Genomic DNA, 23,711 nt, shown 5'->3' on the forward strand with positions numbered 1-23,711 from the left:
CTACAGAGGACTTTCACCTCATAAGTCAATGCCCATGTCGGGCGTACACAAGCGCATCAAAAATGACGTCAAACGCTTGGCTGACGCTCATTCTTCGCTAATTTTAGCCAAGCATTATCCGCATTTTATGCGGGCGCTAGCAGTACTAGCTATAGAGAATTTTTCATGAAACAGAATGCAATCAATTTTAAAGAAAAGTTTACTAAGTTTACAGATCATTGGTCTCCTCGTGTAATTGCAGAAATGAATGACTATCAGTTTAAATTGGTCAAAGTAGAAGGTGAATTTGTATGGCATGATCACCCGGATACTGACGAAGTTTTCATTGTAATTGAAGGGTGCCTTAACATTGAATTTCGCGATGGAGTCGTTACATTAGAATCAGGTGAAATGTTTGTAATCCCTAAAGGCATTGAACATAAACCTATAGCAACTTCAGAATGTAAAATCATGATAGTTGAACCTAAAGGTGTTGTTAATACTGGTGATTCAGGTAGCGAACTTACAGCAGAAGATGATGTTTGGGTGTAATGCACAGCTAACAAGAACATTAGACGGAATTTACTCTTCCCCCATTTAATAGGTATCACGATTGTTTTTACCATACACATTCTCAGGACTTATTTGCATTAGTAGTGCGGGGTTGTCTATTGATTTAAACCCGTATTGTGCATAAAGCCCGTGTGCATCAGAAGTGGCTAATAAAAAGCGCCTGAGCCCTTGCAGCTCAGGGTGCTCCACTATCGTTTTAATAAGTAACTTACTCAGACCATTACCTTGCAAATCTGGGGTAATAAATACATCGGCTAAATAGGCAAAGGTTGCTTTATCGGTAACTACCCTGGCAAAGCCAACTTGTTCGTTATGAGCGCTGTAAACACCAAAGCACATTGAGTTATCAATAGCTGATTGCATCACGCTTTTAGGAATGCCTTTGGCCCAATAGCTATTAGCAATAAAGTTATAAATAACGTTAAAGTTAAGTTTGCTTTTGTCTGTGCTTATTGAGTAGTTACTAATGTTTGCGCTCATAAGTTAATAGTCTTTTTTACCAACGTTTTTATAAACATTTCTATAGAACGTTCCTATAGCCTATAAATAATCTTTAACGTTTTTTAGCTGTTTGTCGTGTACTTTTGAAAGTACTAACAATGAGCAAATAGCCCCAAATAACGCCAGTCCCATATCTGATTGGGTATCCCACACGTAACCTTGCGTGCCTAAAAATGCGTCTGCGTTTTCGCCGCTTAGTATCGCAACCCACCATTCTATTAATTCGTAAAAAGCACTAAATGCTAAGCATATCGAAATAACAAAGGTTATTAACCAGCCTTTGCCGTTTACTACTTTTTTGCGCAGTAAAATTTCGCGGGCTAATAGTGCAGGTACAAAACCTTGAAAAAAGTGCCCTACTTTGTCGTAGTTATTACGCTCGCTACCAAATAGGTTGTCGAACAAAGGGACTTCGGCGTAGGTGTAATGCCCGCCAATCATCAGCACTATGCAATGCGCTAAAATAAATGTATATAAAATAGGAGTAAGTTTAAAGTGGCTATAGGTACTTGCTAGCAGCACTAAACCAATAATTGCGGGGATAACTTCAAGCAGCCATGTAAATTGATCTTTTGGGTTAATACCAGACCAAATTAATACAATAAAAAACAGGCTCAGCCATAAATACTTCATTTAGAATCCTTTTCTAAATTGATCAAATTTACGGCATTTTACGCTTTTGAAATAAACGACGCTACCTATAGTTTGTTTTTGCTGTAATGCGATTAAACAAAGTAGGAAAAAAGCGCTTAATTGTGGGCGCCCAACCACTTAAACCTTTGCCAATAATCACTTCGTCTTTTTTATTACTAATGGCACGAATCATTTTTGAAGCCGCTACGCTTACATCCATGCCATTTTCTATCGACTCTTCTGGTTTATTTTGCGCTGTGCCTTGCTCGTTTAGTGAGTTATGCGCAATTGCTGTTTTAATAGATCCTGGGCAAATTGTTAAACAATGAATATTATGTTCCGCTACTTCTGCACGTAGGCAATCCATAAAACCAACAACCGCATATTTAGAACCCGAATAACCCGTTCTAAATTTTGAACCAACTTTACCCGCCACACTACTAATAGACACAATTGAGCCACTGCGCCTTGCCACCATAGCAGGCAATACAGCTTTAGTAAGTGCAATTAAGCCAAAGTAATTAACCTCCATTAATTGGCGATACACGTTAAAATCATTTTCTAAAAATAAACTGCGCTGCGATACGCCGCCGTTATTAATTAAAATATCAATTGCAGGAAGATCGTTCATTTTTGCTGTTACTGTACTCAGTACATGCTCTGGCTGAGCTAAGTCCAGCGGCACAACTAAGTGCCCTTCGCCTTTAAGCGTTGCTTTTAAATCGTTTAGTTTATCTACATTGCGCGCCGATAAAATAACGCGCGCTCCAAGCTCGGCAAATTGTATAGCAAGCTCTTTACCAATACCTGACGATGCCCCGGTGATCCACACGGTTTTATTATTATATTGCATGCGTTATCTGCCCTTTTATTGTTATTTATTAGGTTTTATAAAGGTACTTAGTAAAGTATTTTACGCCTTTGTAGGACCTGCTATTGCGTTTACTTCATCTTCTAATGTTTTGTAAAAACCCATTAAAAATAGTAGTTCAACAGTTACGTACAAAGGGCCAATAATTAAACCAATTAGGTCATCTACAAACGCCGGTTTTTTACCTTCGTAATAGTGCCCAATAAACTGTAATACCCAGCCAAATACAAACACACCTACGCCAATACTCAACCAAGGCCAAAACGCCATTGCCGCAATAGGCTGAGCACCAACAAGGAGTAAAGTGAATATCACGGCCATAATAAAGCCAAGCGAAAAGCTCAGCATAAAATAATAAACAACCGACGCTAATACAAAAAGTTGTGCACCATCAATTACTACACTACCAAGGGGTATTTGAATGCGCGCTAGTAAACACAACGCTGCAAATACAATGAGCGGAATACCAATAAAGTGCGTTAGTACATTACGCTTAGAACGATGATACAAACCATATTTACCAAGTTGCTGTTGAAGTGTTTTCATTGTTTTGCCTTTATTTTTATATATAAAACTTACTTTAGCAAAAGTAAGCACAGCAACAATGTCAGGTATCCGACATTTTGTAAATTAAACAAATGCAGAAATTATTTTACCCGGCTCATGCTCACCTTTCATATCCGTTCGCTCGCGCCCTTTTTGATACTCTTGCTCAAGCATTTTTTGAAGTTCCTCTATTTTATCAGCAATTGCGCTAGGGTCTGCGCCCTCACTTTGCTGTTCTTTAATAAGCTCTTCTATTGTCGCTTTTAGCTCGTCTATTTTGTTTTTGTTTACACCTAAGCGCTGATAAACCAGCGCTTCTTGGGCACTTTCTAAAAATGTTGGTTCTTTAGGGGCTGAGGTAATGCCTTTAGTATCACTTGTTTTTACGTTAGGGAGGGTATTAGTTGCCGCAACTTCGCTTGGACCTGCCGCTTTATTTACTGTAGGAGAGTTATAATTACTATATTGATTTTTAAAGGTTATTGTAGTCATTAGCTCAAATCCATTGTTGCGTTACATTATCTGTAGCAATTTTGGTTCCAACTAAATAAAGCAGCTTCTATTTAAGCTTGTGTAGCACGGGCCTGTAACTTTTGTTTATCTAAAACAGTTATGCGTTGATACCCCAAACTAATAGCTTGTAAGCTAACAAGCTGTTGCAGTATTTGATTAATAGTTTGGCGCGTTAAGTAGGTCATATCAGCAAGTTGCTGCTGAGATAAAAAAAGCGGTGTTAAGTCCTCTGTATGTTCGCTAAGCATTAAAAGTCGATTGCATACTTTTTGCTCAGCGCTTAACAGGGCGTGATCTTCCATTGAGGTAAACATTAGGCGTAACTTTTGTGCCAGCAATAAACCAAACTCTTGCCAATATTGTGGCTGTTCGTTTAATAGCTGTTCAAGCGCACGTTGGGGCACGTAAAAAAGCACAACATCAGTTTGTGCATATACATCGTGAGTGCGCAGGCCACCATCAAACAAGGTAACTTCGCCAAACCACAGTGATGAATCAATAAAACTGAGTACGGCTTCTTTGCCTTCGTTACTTACGCCACTAATACGCACCACGCCGCTAAGCACTGCATAAATTCCATCGTGCTTATCACCTCGCAAAAATAATGATTGCTGAGCTTTTAGCGAGAGCGTTTTGCCCTGCGTTAATAAAAAACTTTTTAAATAAGCGCTACGGTTTTTAAACCAATGCCCTTGCTCTATAACGTTTTGCTGCTGTGGAGTCATTATTTACTGCATTTGCTTATTAAATGGCTGTTTTTCGATAACCAATTTTTTAGGGAAATTTAAATCGGTTGCTATAACAAAGTCATCGTAAGGATCATTACCCGAAAACAGCTCAGTTATTAATGTGTCGTTTTTATAAACATTAACGGTTACACCGCTGCCCATACCGCCTGAGTTAATAATATAATAATGATATTCGCCGTTACTAAAAAATAAAATACTCTCGCCAATACGCCCTACTTGCCTGTAGTAACTACCAAATGGTGTATCTGGTGAAGCTTCTTTTTCAAGCCCTATGTCATTAATACGACCAAATCGATAACTAAGCGATGAGTCATCTTTTGCAACACAAACAGAAAGTACCTTCTCGGTAGGCTCTAACTTGTAAGCTGTATTTTCATCTGGGTTACGCACAACTTTATGCATTTTTGCGTTAATGTAGGCTGCTTCATTACTTTTACAGTGCGTAGCTAGCATACCGACGACTAAAGCGGGTTCGTTTTTTTGAACTACAGGAGGTGTGTTTACTTTGTTATTAGTGGGTAAGTTACTTGCATTATTATTTAGCTGAGAGCTATCTTGCATTGCCATACTTTGGTCGTCACAACCAAACAGTGCAAACAAGAAGAAAGAATAAAAGCTCGCTAAAAATTTAATGCGCATAATAAAATCCATCTATGAGAGAGCCTTTAAAATAGCGATAAAACTAGCGACCCGCAACACTCTTATGCGTAATACTTTATAAGTTTATTTTTAAACCATCTTCTGCAAAAACTACGTTACTTTTTAGTGATTTAATTAACGATTTTTTAAACAATTGCTGATTTTTTAATGACCGATTCATAAAATGAGATAGAACCGCCGTTTTAGGTGCCTAAAAATTTCACATTTAATAATGTGTAAATTTTCAGCAAAGGTGCCTAGGTTTAGTCACCAACGCTCTACCTATTGATTTTAGCCTGTAGTAAAAGCTGATGTTAAAACACCATAAAGTGTTTAAATAACTAAATGAATCAGTAATCGAGTTTCTTATAATAAAATGTTGTTACAGCACTGTATTTGAATGGCCTTTCATAACCAACTGTAATTTATGATTTAAATATAAAAACACACATTTTAAAAACAATTTAGTCTCATTTTATTAAAACAATAGTTGACCCTATTTAAAATTTAAACTAGCATTTCTGGAAGCGCTTCCACAAAGCTAAATTAAATAGGCTTTTCTGGAAGCGCTTCCATACATTTGACAATGTTTATAATTACACAATAACAGCCCCATACAAGCTGTTAATAATAATGATAAAAGCGCGAGGGAAACCGAATGTCTAACCATATTGTAAGAAAAACAAAGATAGCAACCAGCCTATCTCTGATTTTAGGCGCATCAATCTCTTTACCTGTATATGCACAAGAAGCAAATACAGATGTTGAAGTAATTCAAGTTACTGGTTTTAAAAGCAGTATTAAAGAGTCTACTCGTTTAAAGCGCGACGCCGCTGGCGTTGTAGATGCTATATCAGCTGAAGATATTGGTAAATTCCCCGATACCAACTTAGCCGAGTCGCTACAGCGTATAACGGGTGTTTCTATTGATCGCTCAAATGGTGAAGGCTCTAAAGTAACAGTTCGTGGTTTTGGCCCCGACTACAATATGGTAACCCTAAACGGACGTACTATGCCGGCGGCATCTTTGCCTGCAGGCGGTGGTACACCCAGCTCTCGTGCATTTGACTTTGCAAACTTAGCGTCTGATAGCGTTAAATCGGTTGAAGTATATAAAACGGGTAAAGCTAGCATTGCATCAGGTGGTATTGGCGCAACAATTAATATTAATACCGCTCGCCCACTCGACAATCCAGGCTTTGTTTCAAGCATTGGCGTAAAAGCATTACACGACTCAACAAACCGTGTTGGTGATGACATAACACCAGAGCTTTCAGGCTTAATTAGCTGGACCGACAGTGAAGCTAAATTTGGTGCCTCGTTAACTGCAAGCATGCAACAGCGCGATAGCTCATCAACAGGTGCGTTTGTAAATCAATGGAATACATCTGCTTTTGACGGCACAATCCCACAAGCTGCAGACGATATTGTTTTAACTAATGCACCCGCCGTTGGCCAGCTTTATTCAATGCCATCAGATTTGCGCTACACCATTGCCGACAGAGAACGCACTCGTACAAACGCACAATTAACGCTGCAGTACAGCCCAATTGACGATTTAACAGCCACGCTTGATTACACATATTCTAAGCAAGATTTATTCGAAGCCCGTGCTGAGCAATCAATATGGATGGATAACTACAAAAGCGCGCTAACATTTGACGACAACACGGTAAAAACCCCTATTTACTACCGAGAAGAACGTCGCGATCAGCAAACACGCGATTTAGGCTTAGCGTTTCAAGAGCTAAACCAAGTTAATCAAAACGACTCTATTGGTTTAAACGTTGAATACTATTTTAATTCAGAATTGAGCTTTATGTTTGATGCGCACAATTCAAAAGCCACTAGCAAACCAGATGCACCTTACGGCAGCTGGGTAAACGCAGGCTTGGGCGCAAACGTAGTTAACGCACAAGAAGTTGATTTTAGCCGCGAACTGCCATCAATGAGTATCGATTTTGATGATTGCCGCCGAGACAACCTAAATTGTAATAACACGTTAGATGCCTCTGATGTGGGTACGTCTATTTTAGATTCTAACTTTGCTCGCCAAGAGTCTGAAATCACAGAATTTAGAATCCATGGTAAATACGAAATTGAAAACGGCGCAATTGACTTTGGTATAGAGTCTCGCTCTATGGAAAGCCATTCACTGCAATCACTTACACGTAATACAATGGGTAACTGGGGTATAGAAAACCCAGGCGAACTACCTGATGGCTACCTTAACCCAACAAACTTTTTAGCTGAGTTTGACGACTACGATACATCGGGCTCGTTCAACCAAGGTTATACCGGCAGCGCATCGCAAATTGGTTACTGGGCAGGTGAAGAATACGGATTTAACTTTGCAGCCGATGGCGCATTTGCAACTAACCGCACCATTGAAGAAGATATAACCGCAGCGTTTGTGCAATTTACTTACAACGGCTACATTGGCGATATGCCATACAACATTGTAATTGGTGCGCGCCAAGAGTCTACCGACATTACCTCAACGGCTAATATCGATTTACCTAACGCAGTAGCGTGGGAAGGTAATAACGACTTTAACGTTCGCTTTGGCTCAGATAAAGAAGATTTCACCCTTAAATCTAGCTACGATCACTTTTTACCAAGCTTTGACTTTGACATAGAGGTAATCGAAAACGTAAAAGCGCGTTTTTCTTATAGCACAACAATTGCTCGCCCAACTTACGACAACTTAAGTTCAGCAGCGACTGTTGGTGTACCGGGTGCCCCTACTCTTTTAGCGGGTTCTTCACCGGCTACAGCGTCAACAGGTAACCCGGGGTTAGTGCCGCTTGAATCAGATAATATTGATGTATCGGCTGAGTGGTACTTTGCAGAAACAAGTTATGTGTCGGTAGGTTATTACACTAAAGACATCGAAAACTTTATTGGTTTAACACCAATGACGCAAAACTACTACGGATTACGCGATGCAACAGCGGGCCCTCGCGCTCAAGCTGCCATTGCTGAGCTAGAATCTCGCGGACTTGCTCTAACCGATTCAAACTTATTTCAAATGGTTGCCGCAACAGAAAATGGCGTTGATTTTGACTCTATGACCTACGAAGAGTTTGAAGCCGCCTACGATGTAATTGCTAATAGCGATGACCCATTACTAGAATTTACAGCGCAAGTACCTACCAACAATAAAAATGCCACCATTGATGGTTTTGAAGTTGCCTTTCAGCACTTTTTTGGTGAAAGCGGTTTTGGTGTGCAAGCAAACTACACCACTGTTAATGGCGACATAGACTTTGATGTAAACGCCGACCCTACTACTACACAATTTGCACTAGTGGGTTTAAGCGATACAGCTAACTTTATTGCAATGTACGAAAACGATGATTTTCAAGCACGTATTGCTTACAACTGGCGTGATAAGTTTTTAAATAGCGCAGCTCGATACGTAAATGAGCCAGGCTTTACTGAAGAATATTATCAAATCGACTTTAATGTTGCGTACAACTACAGCGAGCAACTATCGTTTTTTGTTGAAGGCCTTAATATTACTGAACAAAACAGCCGCGAACATGGCCGTACGTCAGTTCAATTGTGGAACCTACAACAGCTAGGTGCACGTTACAATATTGGTATGCGTTACAACTTCTAAAGGTAATACAAAGTAAAGCCGTTAGTTTTTACTAGCGGCTTTTTTGTATTTAAAACAGTATTAATGCTAGTTTAATTGTTATCAACTTTAGGGTGTTAACTCATGACCAAACCAATAACAAAAATAGTCGTTTTAGGTGGTGGTACTGCCGGCTGGCTAAGCGCAGGCTTATTAGCCGCCGAACACCCGCACCTTAATGTAACGTTAGTGGAGTCGGCAAATGTGCCTATATTGGGTGTGGGCGAAGGCACGTGGCCGTCAATGCGCAACACCCTACAGCGCATTGGCACTAAAGAAAGTGATTTTATAACCCAGTGCGACGCGTCATTTAAGCAAGGTTCTAAATTTATAAATTGGCGAAACCTCAGCGAGGGAGAAAACTACTACCACCCTTTTATGAATCCACAAGGCTACGAGCACACTAATTTACACGCCAGTTGGCAACGTATTGCACCTGATCAAAAATTTGCCGACGTTGTTAATATGCAAAGCTTTGTATGCCAAGCTGCACTTGCACCAAAGCAATTACAAACACCCGAATATGCAGCGGTCACCAACTATGGCTATCATTTAGATGCGGGTAAATTTGCTGAGTTTTTAAAAAATCACTGCGTTAAAAACCTAAACGTTACACATATTACTGACGATGTAACCGAGGTTATTAACGACGAACATGGCTATATTGCCTCATTAAAAACAATTAATAATGGCAATATAACGGGTGATTTATTTATAGATTGCTCAGGCTCTCGTGCTCGTTTAATTGGTGAGCATTTTAATAGTGAGTTTATAGCGCAAGATCATATTTTATTTAATAACAGCGCTGTTGCGGCGCAAATACCTAATGCACACGCCGATCAGCCAATTGCCTCTGCTACACTATCTACAGCGCAAAGTAACGGTTGGATTTGGGATATAGCCCTACCAACACGCCGTGGCACAGGTTATGTATTTAGTAGTAAATATCAAAGTGATGAAAGCGCAACAAATACACTAAAAAGCTACATAGCCAAAAGCGCCAGTGAGCAACAAGCTGAGCAACTTACCTACCGCGTATTAAAATTCAGCCCTGGTTACAGGCAAAAATTTTGGATTAAAAACTGTGTTGCCGTGGGTATGTCTGCAGGCTTTTTAGAGCCACTTGAAGCGTCAGCACTTGCTATGGTTGAGCTTTCAATTAGCATAATAAGTGAGCAACTACCGCAAACCCGTACTCATATGAGCCAGCTTGAAACTCGTTTTAATGACCGTTTTAGCACTCGTTGGCAACGCGTTATTGAATTTTTAAAACTTCATTATGTGCTAAGCGAGCGCGACGACACTCCTTATTGGCAAGATATTAGTAATTTAAATACCGCGCCCGAGCGCCTGCAAAACTTACTTAAACTTTGGCAATTTCAACCCCCTAGCCGCTTTGATTTTATTGAAAACGAAGAAGTGTTTTCATCAAGCAGTTATCAATACGTTTTATATGGCATGGGCTTTAATACACAAACAGTATCTGCACAAAATACATTTAACGACCCACGTGCTGGGGATTACTATTATCAGCAAAATCGCGAAAAAATAGCGCAGTGCTTAAATGGACTGCCAAGTAATCGCGCGCTTTTAAATCATCTTTTATCAAATAATGGGCAGCCACATAATGACTAAAACAAACGCTGTTAAAAACGTAGTAATTGCTGGAGGCGGCACTGCAGGTTGGATGGCCGCAGCGGCACTTGCTAAACTAGTTGGTAACAATATAAACATAACCCTTGTTGAATCTGACGATATTGGCACTGTAGGTGTTGGCGAAGCAACAATTCCGCCTATTCGTACATTTCATAAATTGCTGGGTATAAACGAGCAAGCATTTATGAAAGCCACTCAAGCCAGTTTTAAATTAGGTATTAGCTTTGAAAACTGGGGCGATGAAAACACGCATTATATTCACTCATTTGGCGCAACGGGCAAAGAATGTTGGGCGGGTGAATTTCATCACTTTTGGTTGCAAGGTAAAGCACTTGGAATAAACAACCCATTTGGCGATTACTGCTACGAGTTGCAAGCGGCTAAAAGCGGTAAATTTGCGTTTAATCAGCAAAACCCTATTAACTATGCCTACCATATGGATGCCACGCGTTACGCGAAGTTTTTGCGTGAATTTTCAGAGCCATTAGGTGTAAAACGCATTGAAGGTAAAATACAAAAAGTAGTAAAAAAAACTAAAACGGGCCATATAGAATCACTTACTTTAAATAATGGCGAGCACATAAAAGGCGACTTTTTTATTGATTGCACCGGCTTTAGAGGCTTATTAATAGAGCAAGCATTGCATACTGGCTACGAAGACTGGTCGCATTTACTACCGTGTAACAGCGCCATTGCGGTGCAAACAAAATCAACCAGCGATACCGTATTGCCACTTACCCGCTCTATTGCCCACAAAAGCGGTTGGCAATGGCGTATACCGCTGCAAAACCGTGTAGGCAACGGATTAGTTTATTGCAGCCAATATATGGATAATGAGCAAGCCAAAGCGCTATTATTAAATAACATTGAGGGCGAGCCGCTTACAGAGCCCCGTATAATTAAATTTAAAACAGGGCGTCGCTTAAAAGGCTGGAACAAAAACTGCCTAGCGCTTGGCCTTGCTAGCGGTTTTGTAGAGCCACTTGAGTCCACCAGCATTCACTTAATTATGTCGGGTATTATTCGCTTTATGCGTTTATTTCCGTTTAATGGCATTACCAATCACGCAATTGACGAATACAACAAACAACTTAAAAGCGAAATTGAAAATATTCGCGACTTTATTGTGCTGCACTATAAAGTAACTAATCGCGATGACAGTGAGTTTTGGCAGCATTGTAGCGCCATGGAGGTGCCAAAAACACTTCAACATAAAATTGATTTGTTTAAACAAACCGGCCGGGTATTTTTAGACGATGGCGACATTTTTAGAGTCGACTCGTGGGTACAAGTTATGCTTGGTCAAGGCATTGAGCCTAATCAACATCACTTAATAGCCAGCATGATGAGCGATGAAGAACTCGCCCGTTTTTTACACGGTATTAAGCAACAAATAGAGCAACGCGTAAGCCAATTACCATCTCATCATGAGTTTTTAAAGCAGTATTGCCCAGCATAAATATTTTTTATAAAAAAAGCCCTTACTAGGGCGTGTTGTTCTTTGGTGGTTGAATTTGCAGCAGTATGTTTGGTTTTTAGGCAAGGCAGAGCCTATGTAGTGTGGTTATTCCCCATAAATAGGCGATAACGTAGCATAAATGGCAAACATGCGCTGCCCGTAGGGTTCTGCCTAGGGGCAATTTACTCTTTGTTGCTCGGTTTTTACTTAGCCCACTAGGTTACAAACCTCTCGCCGCGATTAAATTGCCCCTAGATTGAACAAATTTCAATCCACAAAGATCAACACGCCCTCAGAGCTTTGGGTACACACAACAACTTTTACGTTTTATTATTCACACTTAACCACGGCGCTTTTAGCGCTTTGTGGTTCAAAGCTAATATCTGCAACTGAAACGCTAAGCTCTCCTGCCGTTTTAATAATAAAAGGGCTGGTTACTCTGGCAAAATCAACGCCCTTTTTAGCAAAACACGTTAAATCTATACTCATGGTTTGCCATGTATTTAAATCAGCATTTTTAAGCTCATTGGTAATATCAAGCTCGCCACCACAGCCTTGTTCGCATTTCATCGCAAGGTATGTCTGTGAGCTAGGTATTTGGTTTACTTTATAGCTAAAGCTAAGGGCCGAATTTGCTTCAATGTAGGCCACTTTATCTTCGGTAAAGTTACTATTAATTTCGATGTAGCTGGCTGCAGTGCCATCAAAATTAAATTGCATCGCATCTTCTTGAATCGCTTTGTCTTCAGTGCGATAAGTAATGCCGCCGAGCTTTACACTGTTACTTGCTACTTGGTGCTGCTCGCTGTTTGAATTTAAAAACAAACGCCACGGCGTTTTAAAGCTGCCATTAAATATAGATAGCGGCGCAAGGTTACTAATATCAACACCTGAGTCTTCATTTAGATTATTGCTAAGCGTACTTTCATCTTTATACGTTAAGCCAAAGCCATAGGGTAATAATGGCGAGTAATCAGCATCGCCCTTATTTACTGCGGTTTGAAGTGGCAATTTAGGCCACGAGAACGACAACTTACCTTTAAAGTCGTATTGTACCTGCCCACTTGCATCCGCTAGTAAAACATCTGCAATGCCTTGTCCTTCAGTGCCAGGAAGCCATGCTGCTACAAATGCATCTGACGCGTTTAGCTCGCTGTTAACCCACATTGGTCTGCCCGATATAAACACCGATACCACCGCAATACCTTGCTGCTTTAATGTTTTTAATATTTTAAGAGAACGTTTATTGTTACGTTCAAACTCAAGGTTGTCTTTATCGCCATGCCCCTCTGCGTATGGTTCTTCGCCAAAGACAACAATGGCTACATCGGGCTTAGTATTAAATTCACCCGTTGGGCTTAAAATAGCATTACCGCCAGCAGAGTCTATTTGCGTTTTTAATCCGGCATAAATAGACGTTGCCCCAGGGAAATCTGCATTTTGATTATTAGTTCCCTGCCACGTAATACTCCAACCACCCGATTGCTTGCCTATGTTATCGGCCGCATCGCCTGCAATTAGTATGTTACTTGATGGGTTAAGCGGTAATAAATGGTTGCTGTTTTTAAGCAGTACTAACGACTCTTGTACCGCTTGGCGGGCAATATCGCGGTGTGCTGGCGCACCTATTAGTTTTAATTTACCTGAATATTTTCGATTTGCAGGGCTTGGTTTATCAAATAAACCCGCGCGTAATTTAACGCGTAAAATACGTGCTACGGCGTCATCTATTCGCGCCATTGTTATTGTGCCCGCTTTTACTTGTTTAATTGTATTTTCATAAAGTGGCTTCCAAGCACCCGTTGGTACCATAAAAATATCAAGCCCCGCATTAACAGCCTGCGGGCAACTTTCATTTGTACAGCCTGCAACTTGTCCGTGCCCGTTCCAATCGCCTACAACAAAGCCATCAAAACCCATTTTTGTTTTTAGTACATCGGTAAGTAAGTATTTATTGCCGTGATTTTTTTTACCATTCCAGCTATTAAACGATGCCATAACCGACTGACTACCTGCGGTTAAGCCTCCTATATAACCTTGTGCATGAATGTTATATAACGTCTCTTCGCTATCAATATTGTCCCCTTGATCGTCGCCATCTACCGTGCCGCCATCGCCTAAAAAGTGCTTAACGGTGCTAATTACGCGTTTGTCACTTAAAAAGTCCTCATCGGCTCTGCCTTGCAATCCGTTTACAATTGCGGCTGAATATTCACGCACTATGCTTGAGTCTTCTGAGTAGCCTTCGTACGTTCTGCCCCATCGGTCATCGCGCACAACCGCAACAGTCGGTGCAAACACCCAATCTATGCCTGTTGCCATTACCTCTATTGCCGTAGCTGCTGCAATTCGCTCAATTAATGCGGGGTTATTAGCTGCACCTAAACCAATATTGTGCGGGAATAACGTCGCCCCAATCACATTATTATGGCCATGTACTGCATCGGTGCCCCACATGGTCGGAATTTTACTGCCATCAATTGAGTCATCAACTGATGCCTGATACATGCTTTCAGCAAGCGTTATCCAATCTGCAGGCGTTGCATGCTTATTAGCATTCGGGAACGAGCCACCGCCATTTAAATACGAACCAAAACCATATTTGCGCATGTCTGCAGCGGTTATATCGCGAATTTCAGGTTGGATCATCTGCGCTACTTTTTGCTCAAGCGTCATTGTTTTTAAAAACTGTGCAATCGTATTTTCAATTTCAGGCGTTTTCACTACCTTACTTTTAAGCGTTGGCCAAAGTGATAAATCACCTTGCTCATGCTCAGCCTTTTTGGCTACGGCGCCTTGGCTATTATTAGCGTTAACCTCTTGTTTATTACACGCACTTAAAACGCATAATCCTCCTATTAAAATGGGGAGCATGCGTAACCTGTTAGTGTTTAAGCTTTTTTTCATTTTTATAGCCCTGTGTTGTGTCAGTGTGTTTTTGTGAAACGCCTATTTGTTATTTAAATTTAACTATTGACCTGCTTAACAATAGCCACTAACCTAAATATGGAAGCGCTTCCTTAAAGTTATTAAATACCATCCTTAGTGATTAATCAAATTAAATATGGAAGCGCTTCCATCAATGCAATTTATAAACTATAAATAAAAGCAAAATTTACTACAAAGAAGCAGAGGTTTTCTCTTAATGAAACAATTATCTTTACCTAGTGGCTCACCACTTTTAGCCAAAAATTTTACTTATGGTGTAGCTACGGCCTCATTTCAAATTGAAGGCGGCGCAGCTGATCGCTTGCCATGTATTTGGGATACCTTTTGCAGTAAAGAAGGCAAAATAGTCGATAATTCAAATGGCGACGTAGCCTGCGAGCACTACACTCGCTGGAAAGACGATATAAACCTAATTGAGTCATTAGGTGTAGACGCTTACAGACTCTCAATTTCGTGGCCGCGCGTAATGACTAAAAGCGGTCACTTAAACCCGACAGGCGTTAAGTTTTATACCGACATTTTAGATGAATTAAAACGCCGTAACATTAAAGCTTTTGTAACACTGTACCACTGGGATTTACCACAACACATTGAAGACGAAGGTGGCTGGCTAAACCGTAACACCGCTTACGAATTTGCCCATTACGCAGATTTAATTACCAAAGCATTTGGGGAACGTGTGCACTCTTACGCCACCTTAAACGAACCGTTTTGTAGCTCTTACTTAGGTTACGAAATTGGCGTACATGCGCCTGGCATAGTAGGCCGCGAATTTGGTCGTAAAGCCGCGCACCACTTATTACTAGGTCACGGTTTAGCTATGCAAGTACTTGCTAAAAATAGCCCAAATACGCTAAACGGTATTGTACTTAACTTTACGCCTTGTTACTCCGTTACCCAAAGTGAAGACGATTTAAAAGCCACTGCATTTGCTGATGACTATATAAACCAATGGTACATGCAGCCTGTAATGCAAGGTAAATACCCTGATATTATTAAGCAATTACCTAAAGCCCACCGCCCTGATATTTTAGATGGCGATATGGAAATAATTGCTCAACCGCTAGATTACCTAGGGGTTAACTTTTATACCCGCATGCATTATCAAGCAAGCGAAACCGACTTTTACCATGAGCTGCCACATAAAGCGCCAATGACCGATATTGGCTGGGAAATTTACCCTAAAGCGCTTACAGAATTACTTGTATCGTTAAACGAAAAATACACCCTACCACCTATTTATATTACCGAAAACGGTGCAGCCATGGCTGACGAATTTAAAGACGGTGAAGTAAAAGACAACGACCGTATTGAATATTACCACGAACATTTAAATGCCCTGCATAATGCAACCGAGCAAGGCGTTAAAGTAGATGGTTACTTTGCGTGGAGCCTAATGGATAACTTTGAATGGGCTGAAGGATATTTAAAACGTTTTGGAATAGTACACGTAGACTACAACACACAAAAACGAACTGTTAAAGCCAGCGGTAAAGCGTACAGTAAACTAATAACAAGCCGATAATTTATCGGCTTATAACAATAAGAATACACACTGTGAACAAACTCCCTTTATACGAAAAAGTCGGTTACGCCATGGGCGATGCCGGCGCTAACTTAGTATGGCGCGGTGCGCTTGCTTATTTAGCGGTGTTTTACACCGATACATTTGGCATATCGGCAGCCGCCGCTGCCATGTTGTTTTTGGTGGTAAGGCTATCTGATGGCGTAACCGATATTATTATGGGTATGATTGCCGACAGAACGCAGTCGCGCTTTGGTAAGTTTCGACCGTGGATACTCTACTCGGCACCATTTTTGGGCTTGTTTATGGTGTTGTGTTTTACTACACCCGACTTTAGCACCACCAACAAACTTATTTATGCCTACGTAACTTATATAGGTTTAACGCTTGCTTACACCGTAAGTAACGTGCCCTACTCGGCACTTATGGGCGTTATGACACCAGACGATACAGAACGCACAAAGCTCTCTGGTTTTAGGTTTGCAGGTGCATTTACTGGTGGCTTATTGGTTATGGGTTTTTTACCTGAGCTAGTAGCTTTTTTTGGTGGCGGCGACGATGCCAAAGGCTATCAGCTTACTATGTACTTATTTGCCAGCTTACTTATTATTTTAATGATTATAACGTTTGCGACTACCAAAGAGCGTGTAACACCGCACGCCTCAAATGAAGGCAATTTAAAATCAGAGTTGTTTGATTTAACCAAAAGCCTGCCATTTATAATCCTACCTTTGCTTGCTACCACCCTGTTTTTTTATTACCGCGATTTATACAGCGGCGTATTTTTTGCCCTTGTTATGGCTGCAATGACATTCGTTATTAAAAAATTACTCAATAAAGATAAGCAAAGCTTAACGGGATCACAGCGCGACATGGTTGATCTTCTGACCAACAAACCTTGGTTAGTATTACTCGGCATTGGTTTTTTAACCATGATGTTTAATGGCATAAAATACGGTGTAATTGCGTACTACTTTAAGTACCACGTAGCCAATGAACTCATGGCTGGGCAATACTTTATTGCCTTGTTAGTTGTATCTATATTAGGCGCACTTGCCACAGGTAAACTGGCCGAAATTATGGGTAAACGAAACCTATTTATTGCATCATTAATGCTAAGCGGCATACTCACTACTGCATTTTACTGGGTGCCTAGCAATAACCTGGTTGCTGTATTTACCTTTGGTTGCGCTGCTGAATTTTTTGCCGCGATGATGCCAACATTATTTTTTAGTATGCTTGGTGATTCAGCCGATTATTCAGAGTGGAAAAACAAACGCCGCGCTACAGGCCTTATTTATTCTGCAGGTACATTTGTACAAAAAACCGGTGGTGGTTTTGCAGGTGCATTAGTATTAGTGGTACTTGCAGGCTACGGCTATAACGGTATGGATGAGCTAACAATTACGCAAGCCCTACCTGGTATGCAGTTACTTATGAGCTGGATACCTGCCGCATTTGCTTTTTTAGGCGCCGCATTGATGCTTATTTATCCACTAACCTCAGCGATGACGCAAAAAATAACAGAAGACTTAGCAATTAGACGCAGTAATGTGTAAATTAACTTTTAATGACTCTTCGCGCTTTATATTTTTATAAAGCGCGAGTAAAAACACATATAAGCTAGGACATCAATGGCGACAATTTATCAAGTATCAGAAATGGCAGGTGTGTCTTTATCAACTGTTTCAAGGGTGCTTAACGACAACGACTACGTAAGCAAAAAAACTAAAAAAAAGGTATTAGAAGCAATGAAAGAGCTAGGCTATCAGCCAAGTTCTATTGCTCGCTCTTTGGCGTCTAGCACTACAAACAGCGTCGGTATTTTAGTTTCTGAGTTGGATGGTCCGTTTTTTGGTCAGATGATGTCAGCCATTGAAGAGCACCTTCGTATTGCGGGTAAACACGTTATTATTACCCCTGGGCACAGTGACGAGAAAAAAGAAAAAAGCGGCTTTGAATTTTTAATAGGCCGTAATTGCGACGCTATTATTGCCCACGTAGAAGCAGTATCAAACGAGTATCTAATTGAGTTAAGTAAAGGCAAAACCCCTATTTACTTAATGAGCCGCTACGTTAAAGAAATTGAAGAAAACTGCATTAGCCTCGACAACGTAATGGGCGGCTACTTAGCCACTAAAGCCATGATCAACAAAGGTCATAAAAACATTGCGTACATAGCAGGCCCGCAGTTTAAAGAAGACGCGTCAAATCGTTTAAAAGGTCACAAACAAGCCCTAGCAGAGTACAACCTAACCTTTGACGAAAAGCTATTTTACATAGGCGACTTTAAAGAAACCGGCGGCAGCGACGGCTTAAGGCATTTTATTCAAAATAAAGCGCAAATAACCGCCCTTGTATGTGCCAATGACGAAATGGCATCGGGTGCTATGAAATACGCCCGCGAACACGGTTTTAACCTACCAAAAGATTTAGCCATTATTGGGTTCGATAACGTAATTTTTACCAATTACCTCTACCCAACACTGACTACAATAGATAACCCAGTTCCCGAAATGGGCCGAGCTGCGGCTAACTTAGTACTTAAAGACATTTATAAAAAAAGCGGCATAACAGTAAAGCACGTGTTTCAGCCAAAGCTTATTTTAAGAGACTCAACACCCGACATTAATTAATAAAATTTAAGATTAATCTAAGTGTAAATTATGTAACTCATTACGCACCCACTGCGTATCTAAATATTGCTCTACGTGCTGCTGCGCAAACTTTAAAAAGTTACGTGCAGCATGCGATATGTGCCTATCTGTTCGCATTACAAAATACCAATGACTCGCTAAATGGGTATCGGTTACGTTTAAAATTTTAAAACTTGTATCGTCTGTTGCAAGTACATGGCGTGATAAAACCGCAATGCCCATCCCCGATGCAACTGCAACGCGTATTGCTTCATTACTCGCCATTTGTACGCTATCGCTCAGCACTAATCCTCGGCTTTGTAACTCGCTTTCAAATAACATACGGGTCGCTGAGCCATTTTCTCGGAGTAAAAAGCGATACTGCATTAAATCAGTTAATTTAACGGCTTTTACGTGAGCTAGCGGGTGGTTTAACGGCACTATAAATTCTAGTGGGTTATGCAAAAAGCGCGCAGCTTGTGCGTGTTCAAGCGACGGCGGGTGGCTAAATACATAAATATCGTCCTCTCCTCGCTCAAACCTATCAAGCACCTCTGCCCTGTTACCAATCTCAAGCGGAAGTTCAACGTGGGGATGTAAATTACTATAGGGGCCAAGTAATTTTGGTAAAATATATTGCGCTGTATTAACCATGGCAATTTTACACCGACCCCGTGCTCCACCATTAAGCTCGGTTAAATAATCTTGGTAGTCTTCAAAATGACCAAATACCTGCTGGCAGGTTTTAAATAGCTCAAGCCCGGCATCGGTTACGTGTAGCTTTTGCTGTTGCATAAGTAATAACGGCTCGCCTACCGCTTCTTGTAATCGCTTTATTTGTAGCGATACCGTTGGCTGCGTTAAGTGTAAGCGCCTTGCGGTTTCGCTTATAGAACCCGTTTTAACCACGCTCATAAATACTTCAAGCAACCTAAACGATATATGTCGTAAATCCATACCTACCTCATAAACCTAACAAACTGCACTTAATAAATCAGCTATAGATATTTATCTATACATAACTCGCATTTATTTTATTATTTACTATACAAAATTTTATCTACAATAGCGCCACTTAATTTACCACCTAGTAAGGAAAGCCTGTGCCAGATATTGTTGTTATGTTTTTTATTTTAGGATTAGTCGCGGGTATTTTACGCTCTGACTTGGCTATTCCAAAAGCCACCTATGACACATTAAGCTTATTGCTCATGTTAACCATCGGCTTAAAAGGCGGTATGGTGCTACACGGTAACTTAAGCTGGCAACTACTGCCCGAAATGGGATCGGTAATGTTGCTTGGCGCACTTATACCATTGATGCTTTACCCTATTTTAAAATACGTGATTAAACTCTCTGTTGCTAATAGCGCCAGTATTGCCGCACATTACGGCTCAGTGAGTGCGGGGACATTTGCTGTAGCGCTTGCCTATGCCGAATCGGCTAAATTGGTAGTTGGTGCAGAAGTAACCCTGTATTTAGTGATGTTAGAACTCCCTGCAATCATTGTTGGTTTATTGCTTTACCGAAAACTTGATAAACAAAACAGCCAAAAAAGTGAACCATCGTTAAAAGCGCTTTGGCACGAAACTCTTACGAACAAAAGTGTCATTTTGCTTATAGGTGGTGTCGTTATAGGTATGATGTACGGCACGGTTCAAGGCAGCCAAGTAACTAGCCTTTTAACCAGTAGCTTTAAGGTTGTTCTGGCATTGTTTTTACTAGAAATGGGTTTAGTAGCCGCGCAAACTTTGCGCCCTATCCCCTGGGAACATTGGAAGCTCGCGGTATTTGCTATTGTCACCCCGCTATTTTTAGGTACGATTGGCACAGCAGTAGGCACACTTTTAAATTTAGAATTAGGCTCTGTAGTTATATTGGGAAGTTTAGTAGCCAGCGCCTCTTACATAGCCGCGCCCGCTGCAATAAAAGCGGCAATTCCTAAAGCCGATATTGGTCTTGCTATGCTGAGCTCTCTCGGTGTAACTTTCCCGTTTAATGTGATTGTTGGTATTGGTTTATATCACCACCTTGCACTAGCAATGCAATAAACAAATAAGTGCTAATTTTATCACTTTAAAAAACGGTTAAACCCTATTTTACATAGGGTTTAACACTAGGGCGTGCTGACCTTTCGTGATTAATTTTGCAGCAGACTGTTTGGTATTTAAGCAAGGCAGAGCCTATGTAGTGTGGTTATTCCCCATAAATAGGCGATAACGCAGCATAAATGCCAAACATGCGCTGCCCTTTGGGTTCTTTCTAGGGACGATTAACTCTTTGTTGCTCGGTTTTTACTTAGCCCGCTAGGTTACAAACCTCGCGCCGCGATTAAATCGCCCCTAGATTGACAAATTTCAATCCACAAAGATCAACACGCCCTAATAAATGCTCACAAATATAAAACAATATCTACATAAAAACACTACAATAAAAAGCATAATAGATCCGATAATTTACCAAAACGATCGTTTTAAAGTTTATTTATATTGTTTAATAAAATATCACTTTACTTATTTTTAATTTGGCTCTAAATTCGCGCAAATTTTATTATTAAAGTAACCTCTCAAACTTTAAAACAGTGGTTATTTACCTTGATGAGTCGATAAACACAAATGGCCGAATCAGCCGCCACAAGCACCTCTAATAACCCTTTAGCACCCGTTATCGGGCTGTCATTTTTTGCTATCGCATCAGGCTTTTTAATGAGCCTTATTCCGCTGTCGTTACCCGCATTTAAACTTGATGAAAACCTAGCGCCTTGGCTTGCGAGCATTTTTTACTTTGGCTTACTTATTGGCGCCACCACAATAGAGCGCATTGTGGTAAAAATTGGTCATCGATTCGCATTTATATTATTTTTAAGCTTATTAATTGTAAGTGTGCTTGCACAACTTGCACTGCCAAATACCGTTAACTGGTTAATTGCACGATTTGTAGCAGGTGTTGCTGTTGCCGGTGTGTTTGTAGTTGTTGAGTCTTGGTTATTAATGACCAACACAGCAAAGTCGCGTGCTAAACGTTTGGGCTTATACATGACCTCACTTTATGGGGGCAGCGCCGTAGGCCAGCTTGCTATAGGGCCGCTTGGCACCGAAGGTTCAACGCCTTATTTATTTGTAGCCTCGCTATTATTTTTAGCTATTTTAGCCCCTTTATTAATAACCAAAGGTCAGCCCGAAAAACAGCACCTTGAAAAACTACCACTAAAAGAAATAAAAACACTAAGCCACCCTGCAATGCTCGGGTGCTTGGCATCAGGCTTATTACTGGGCCCTATTTACGGCTTAATGCCGGTTTATATTTCAGCGCAGACTGATCAAGCTCAGTACACAGGGACACTTATGGCGGTTATTATTTTAGGCGGCATGGTCGTGCAGCCGCTTGTGAGTTACTTATCTACTCGGCTTGAAAAAAGCTTATTGATGGGTATGTTTTGTTTAGTAGGCGCAGCCGGTGCTGTGGGTATACTACAAGCAAACACTTTAGCAGGATTAATAGTAAGCTACTTAATACTAGGCGCATGCAGCTTTGCACTTTACCCGATTGCTATAACACTTGCGTGCGACTCATTACCAATGGCAAAAATAGTATCTGCAACTGAGGTAATGCTTTTGAGTTACAGTATTGGTTCGGTATTTGGCCCTATGCTTGCTGCAAATTTATCTGATGCATCCAACGGTATTGTGTTTTATTTAGCAGGCTGTTTAATCACTACCTGTATTTATATGTTTATTAAAAGCATTAAAAATATTCGCGCGGGTAAAACCCCAGTTGCAGGCTAATTTTTAGCTTAAATACACGCTTGTTTATTAACGGATTTTAGCTGTTAGACATCTTGATTTAACAGCTAAAACTATTATTTAGCAGTGAGTTTTTTATGTGGGCTCAAAAAAAACATCTTCTTCCACCCTTGGTTTTGGGTTGTAAAAAGCCACGGCATAGGCACTAACGATAAAATAGAATAATGCACATGAGGCTGTTTTCCTGCGGCATTTCCGGTATCGCCCAGTAAGCCAATTTGACTGTTTATGCTTACTACATCACCTGTACTTACCGAGTAGTCATTTAAATGTGCAAAATAATGCACGCGCCATTTAGGCCCAAGTACCGCAACCACCTTACCACCACGAGTTAACTCACCTGCAAATATAACAATACCGCTTGTTGAGGCAACTACGGGAGTATTTTTTGTGCCAAAAATATCAATTCCTTTGTGCACACCCGACCTACCCCAAGGCTCGTACCAAAACGTGTTATGGTTCCAATCTTTACTTGTGGCACCTTGTACCGGAATCATTAGTTTTTCGGGAATTAGTAAGCCTATAATTAATAAAGTAGCTATTCCAATTGCAATCCACTTAAGTACTTTCACTTTTCAATCCTTGATATTTAAATAACTTATACTGGTAAATTATTAGCCATAATAACTGAACTCATCATGAGTCGTATTTATGGTTTTATTTATGGAGTTTTATTTGAATGAAATACCCGACTAACATGCACTAAGCTGATCAATTTCAAAACAGGTTTTATAAGCAATTGAGCACTGCCCGCTATAAACAGCCATGTGCCACTTTCTATTAGTGAGTCATTTAAAAAGAAAAAACTGCCAATTAAAAAATCGTTAAACGCTCCCAGCGCTTCATATCGACGCTGAATAGTAATATGCTCTTGCCCTAAATCTAAAATAAACTGATTACTGTTCGAATCCATAACTGATCACTATTTACCTTTTATTACCTAAATACATGTTTAATAAGCCACAAAGCTTACCTAAACAGTACAATAGCAAAATACGCACAATAAAAAACGCTGACCAATGCTTATTGGCCAGCG

20 protein-coding genes are annotated in these 23,711 nt (G+C 40.5%); 9 read left to right on the forward strand and 11 right to left on the reverse strand.

The genetic code is table 11. The features are described 5' to 3' along the window. The first annotated feature begins 165 nt into the window (after nt 1–165). Entirely contained in the window at nt 166–531 is a 366-nt protein-coding gene (locus tag GQR38_RS07095; protein ID WP_165722991.1) for a cupin domain-containing protein, read from the forward strand. Between the two features lie 45 nt (nt 532–576). On the opposite strand, the gene GQR38_RS07100 is transcribed toward GQR38_RS07095, so the two are convergent. The 7 genes from GQR38_RS07100 to GQR38_RS07130 all read right to left on the reverse strand — a co-directional run bounded on the left by GQR38_RS07100 (nt 577) and on the right by GQR38_RS07130 (nt 5,004). After that, nucleotides 577–1,032 carry a GNAT family N-acetyltransferase gene (locus GQR38_RS07100; RefSeq protein WP_165722992.1) on the reverse strand — a complete coding sequence of 152 codons (456 nt, stop codon included), beginning with the start codon at nt 1,030–1,032 and terminating at the stop codon, nt 577–579. A gap of 60 nt (nt 1,033–1,092) precedes the next feature. Then, complete coding sequence (locus GQR38_RS07105; protein ID WP_165722993.1) at nt 1,093–1,686, reverse strand: DUF2238 domain-containing protein; 594 nt, start codon at nt 1,684–1,686, stop codon at nt 1,093–1,095. A gap of 61 nt (nt 1,687–1,747) precedes the next feature. Beyond that, nucleotides 1,748–2,539 (reverse strand): SDR family oxidoreductase, encoded by a 792-nt coding sequence (locus GQR38_RS07110; protein WP_165722994.1) that lies wholly within the window; start codon nt 2,537–2,539, stop codon nt 1,748–1,750. A gap of 60 nt (nt 2,540–2,599) precedes the next feature. Continuing rightward, on the reverse strand, nt 2,600–3,103 hold the full coding sequence (locus GQR38_RS07115) for an Mpo1-like protein (RefSeq protein ID WP_010553511.1): 504 nt from the start codon (nt 3,101–3,103) through the stop codon (nt 2,600–2,602). An 84-nt stretch (nt 3,104–3,187) separates the two neighbouring features. After that, nucleotides 3,188–3,595 (reverse strand): hypothetical protein, encoded by a 408-nt coding sequence (locus tag GQR38_RS07120; protein ID WP_165722995.1) that lies wholly within the window; start codon nt 3,593–3,595, stop codon nt 3,188–3,190. 71 nt (nt 3,596–3,666) lie between these two features. Next, the gene (locus GQR38_RS07125; RefSeq protein ID WP_165722996.1) at nt 3,667–4,341 is read right to left on the reverse strand and encodes a Crp/Fnr family transcriptional regulator; all 675 of its coding nucleotides are present in this window, start codon (nt 4,339–4,341) and stop codon (nt 3,667–3,669) included. Between the two features lie 3 nt (nt 4,342–4,344). Then, the gene (locus tag GQR38_RS07130; RefSeq protein WP_240917411.1) at nt 4,345–5,004 is read right to left on the reverse strand and encodes a hypothetical protein; all 660 of its coding nucleotides are present in this window, start codon (nt 5,002–5,004) and stop codon (nt 4,345–4,347) included. A gap of 658 nt (nt 5,005–5,662) precedes the next feature. On the opposite strand from GQR38_RS07130, the gene GQR38_RS07135 reads away from it, so the two are divergent. The 3 genes from GQR38_RS07135 (at nt 5,663) to GQR38_RS07145 (ending at nt 11,762) form a co-directional block, all read left to right on the forward strand. Continuing rightward, nucleotides 5,663–8,629: a TonB-dependent receptor gene (locus tag GQR38_RS07135; RefSeq protein ID WP_165722998.1), complete on the forward strand. Its 2,967-nt coding sequence runs from the start codon at nt 5,663–5,665 to the stop codon at nt 8,627–8,629. Nucleotides 8,630–8,731: 102 nt separating this feature from the next. Next, nucleotides 8,732–10,282, forward strand: coding sequence for a tryptophan halogenase family protein (locus tag GQR38_RS07140; protein WP_165722999.1), 1,551 nt, complete (start codon nt 8,732–8,734; stop codon nt 10,280–10,282). Continuing rightward, on the forward strand, nt 10,275–11,762 hold the full coding sequence (locus GQR38_RS07145; RefSeq protein WP_165723000.1) for a tryptophan halogenase family protein: 1,488 nt from the start codon (nt 10,275–10,277) through the stop codon (nt 11,760–11,762). Before GQR38_RS07140 ends, GQR38_RS07145 begins: the two co-directional genes overlap by 8 nt. Before the next feature lie 330 nt (nt 11,763–12,092). Here GQR38_RS07145 and GQR38_RS07150 read toward each other — a convergent pair whose 3' ends face one another. Then, complete coding sequence (locus tag GQR38_RS07150) at nt 12,093–14,669, reverse strand: exo 1,3/1,4-beta-D-glucan glucohydrolase (protein ID WP_165723001.1); 2,577 nt, start codon at nt 14,667–14,669, stop codon at nt 12,093–12,095. A gap of 238 nt (nt 14,670–14,907) precedes the next feature. Between GQR38_RS07150 and GQR38_RS07155 the strand changes: the two genes are divergently transcribed. The 3 genes from GQR38_RS07155 to GQR38_RS07165 all read left to right on the forward strand — a co-directional run bounded on the left by GQR38_RS07155 (nt 14,908) and on the right by GQR38_RS07165 (nt 18,872). Further along, nucleotides 14,908–16,236, forward strand: a complete 1,329-nt coding sequence (locus GQR38_RS07155; protein WP_165723002.1) for a GH1 family beta-glucosidase — start codon at nt 14,908–14,910, stop codon at nt 16,234–16,236. Nucleotides 16,237–16,268: 32 nt separating this feature from the next. Further along, complete coding sequence (locus GQR38_RS07160; protein ID WP_165723003.1) at nt 16,269–17,795, forward strand: MFS transporter; 1,527 nt, start codon at nt 16,269–16,271, stop codon at nt 17,793–17,795. Nucleotides 17,796–17,870: 75 nt separating this feature from the next. Continuing rightward, complete coding sequence (locus tag GQR38_RS07165) at nt 17,871–18,872, forward strand: LacI family DNA-binding transcriptional regulator (protein WP_010553502.1); 1,002 nt, start codon at nt 17,871–17,873, stop codon at nt 18,870–18,872. Between the two features lie 12 nt (nt 18,873–18,884). On the opposite strand, the gene GQR38_RS07170 is transcribed toward GQR38_RS07165, so the two are convergent. Further along, entirely contained in the window at nt 18,885–19,829 is a 945-nt protein-coding gene (locus GQR38_RS07170; RefSeq protein ID WP_165723004.1) for a LysR family transcriptional regulator, read from the reverse strand. A gap of 146 nt (nt 19,830–19,975) precedes the next feature. Between GQR38_RS07170 and GQR38_RS07175 the strand changes: the two genes are divergently transcribed. Both GQR38_RS07175 and GQR38_RS07180 read left to right on the forward strand, forming a co-directional pair. After that, nucleotides 19,976–20,923 (forward strand): sodium-dependent bicarbonate transport family permease, encoded by a 948-nt coding sequence (locus GQR38_RS07175; protein ID WP_024600645.1) that lies wholly within the window; start codon nt 19,976–19,978, stop codon nt 20,921–20,923. A gap of 564 nt (nt 20,924–21,487) precedes the next feature. Further along, nucleotides 21,488–22,657, forward strand: coding sequence for an MFS transporter (locus tag GQR38_RS07180; RefSeq protein WP_165723005.1), 1,170 nt, complete (start codon nt 21,488–21,490; stop codon nt 22,655–22,657). Between the two features lie 74 nt (nt 22,658–22,731). Here the strand turns inward: GQR38_RS07180 and GQR38_RS07185 are convergent, their stop codons facing one another. After that, on the reverse strand, nt 22,732–23,247 hold the full coding sequence (locus GQR38_RS07185) for a M23 family metallopeptidase (protein ID WP_165723006.1): 516 nt from the start codon (nt 23,245–23,247) through the stop codon (nt 22,732–22,734). An 89-nt stretch (nt 23,248–23,336) separates the two neighbouring features. Beyond that, nucleotides 23,337–23,588, reverse strand: a complete 252-nt coding sequence (locus GQR38_RS07190; protein WP_165723007.1) for a YrhK family protein — start codon at nt 23,586–23,588, stop codon at nt 23,337–23,339. Nucleotides 23,589–23,711: the final 123 nt, after the last annotated feature.

Origin of the sequence: Pseudoalteromonas sp. c7(2019), from assembly GCF_011378625.1 — a bacterium.
Taxonomy (GTDB): domain Bacteria; phylum Pseudomonadota; class Gammaproteobacteria; order Enterobacterales; family Alteromonadaceae; genus Pseudoalteromonas; species Pseudoalteromonas arctica.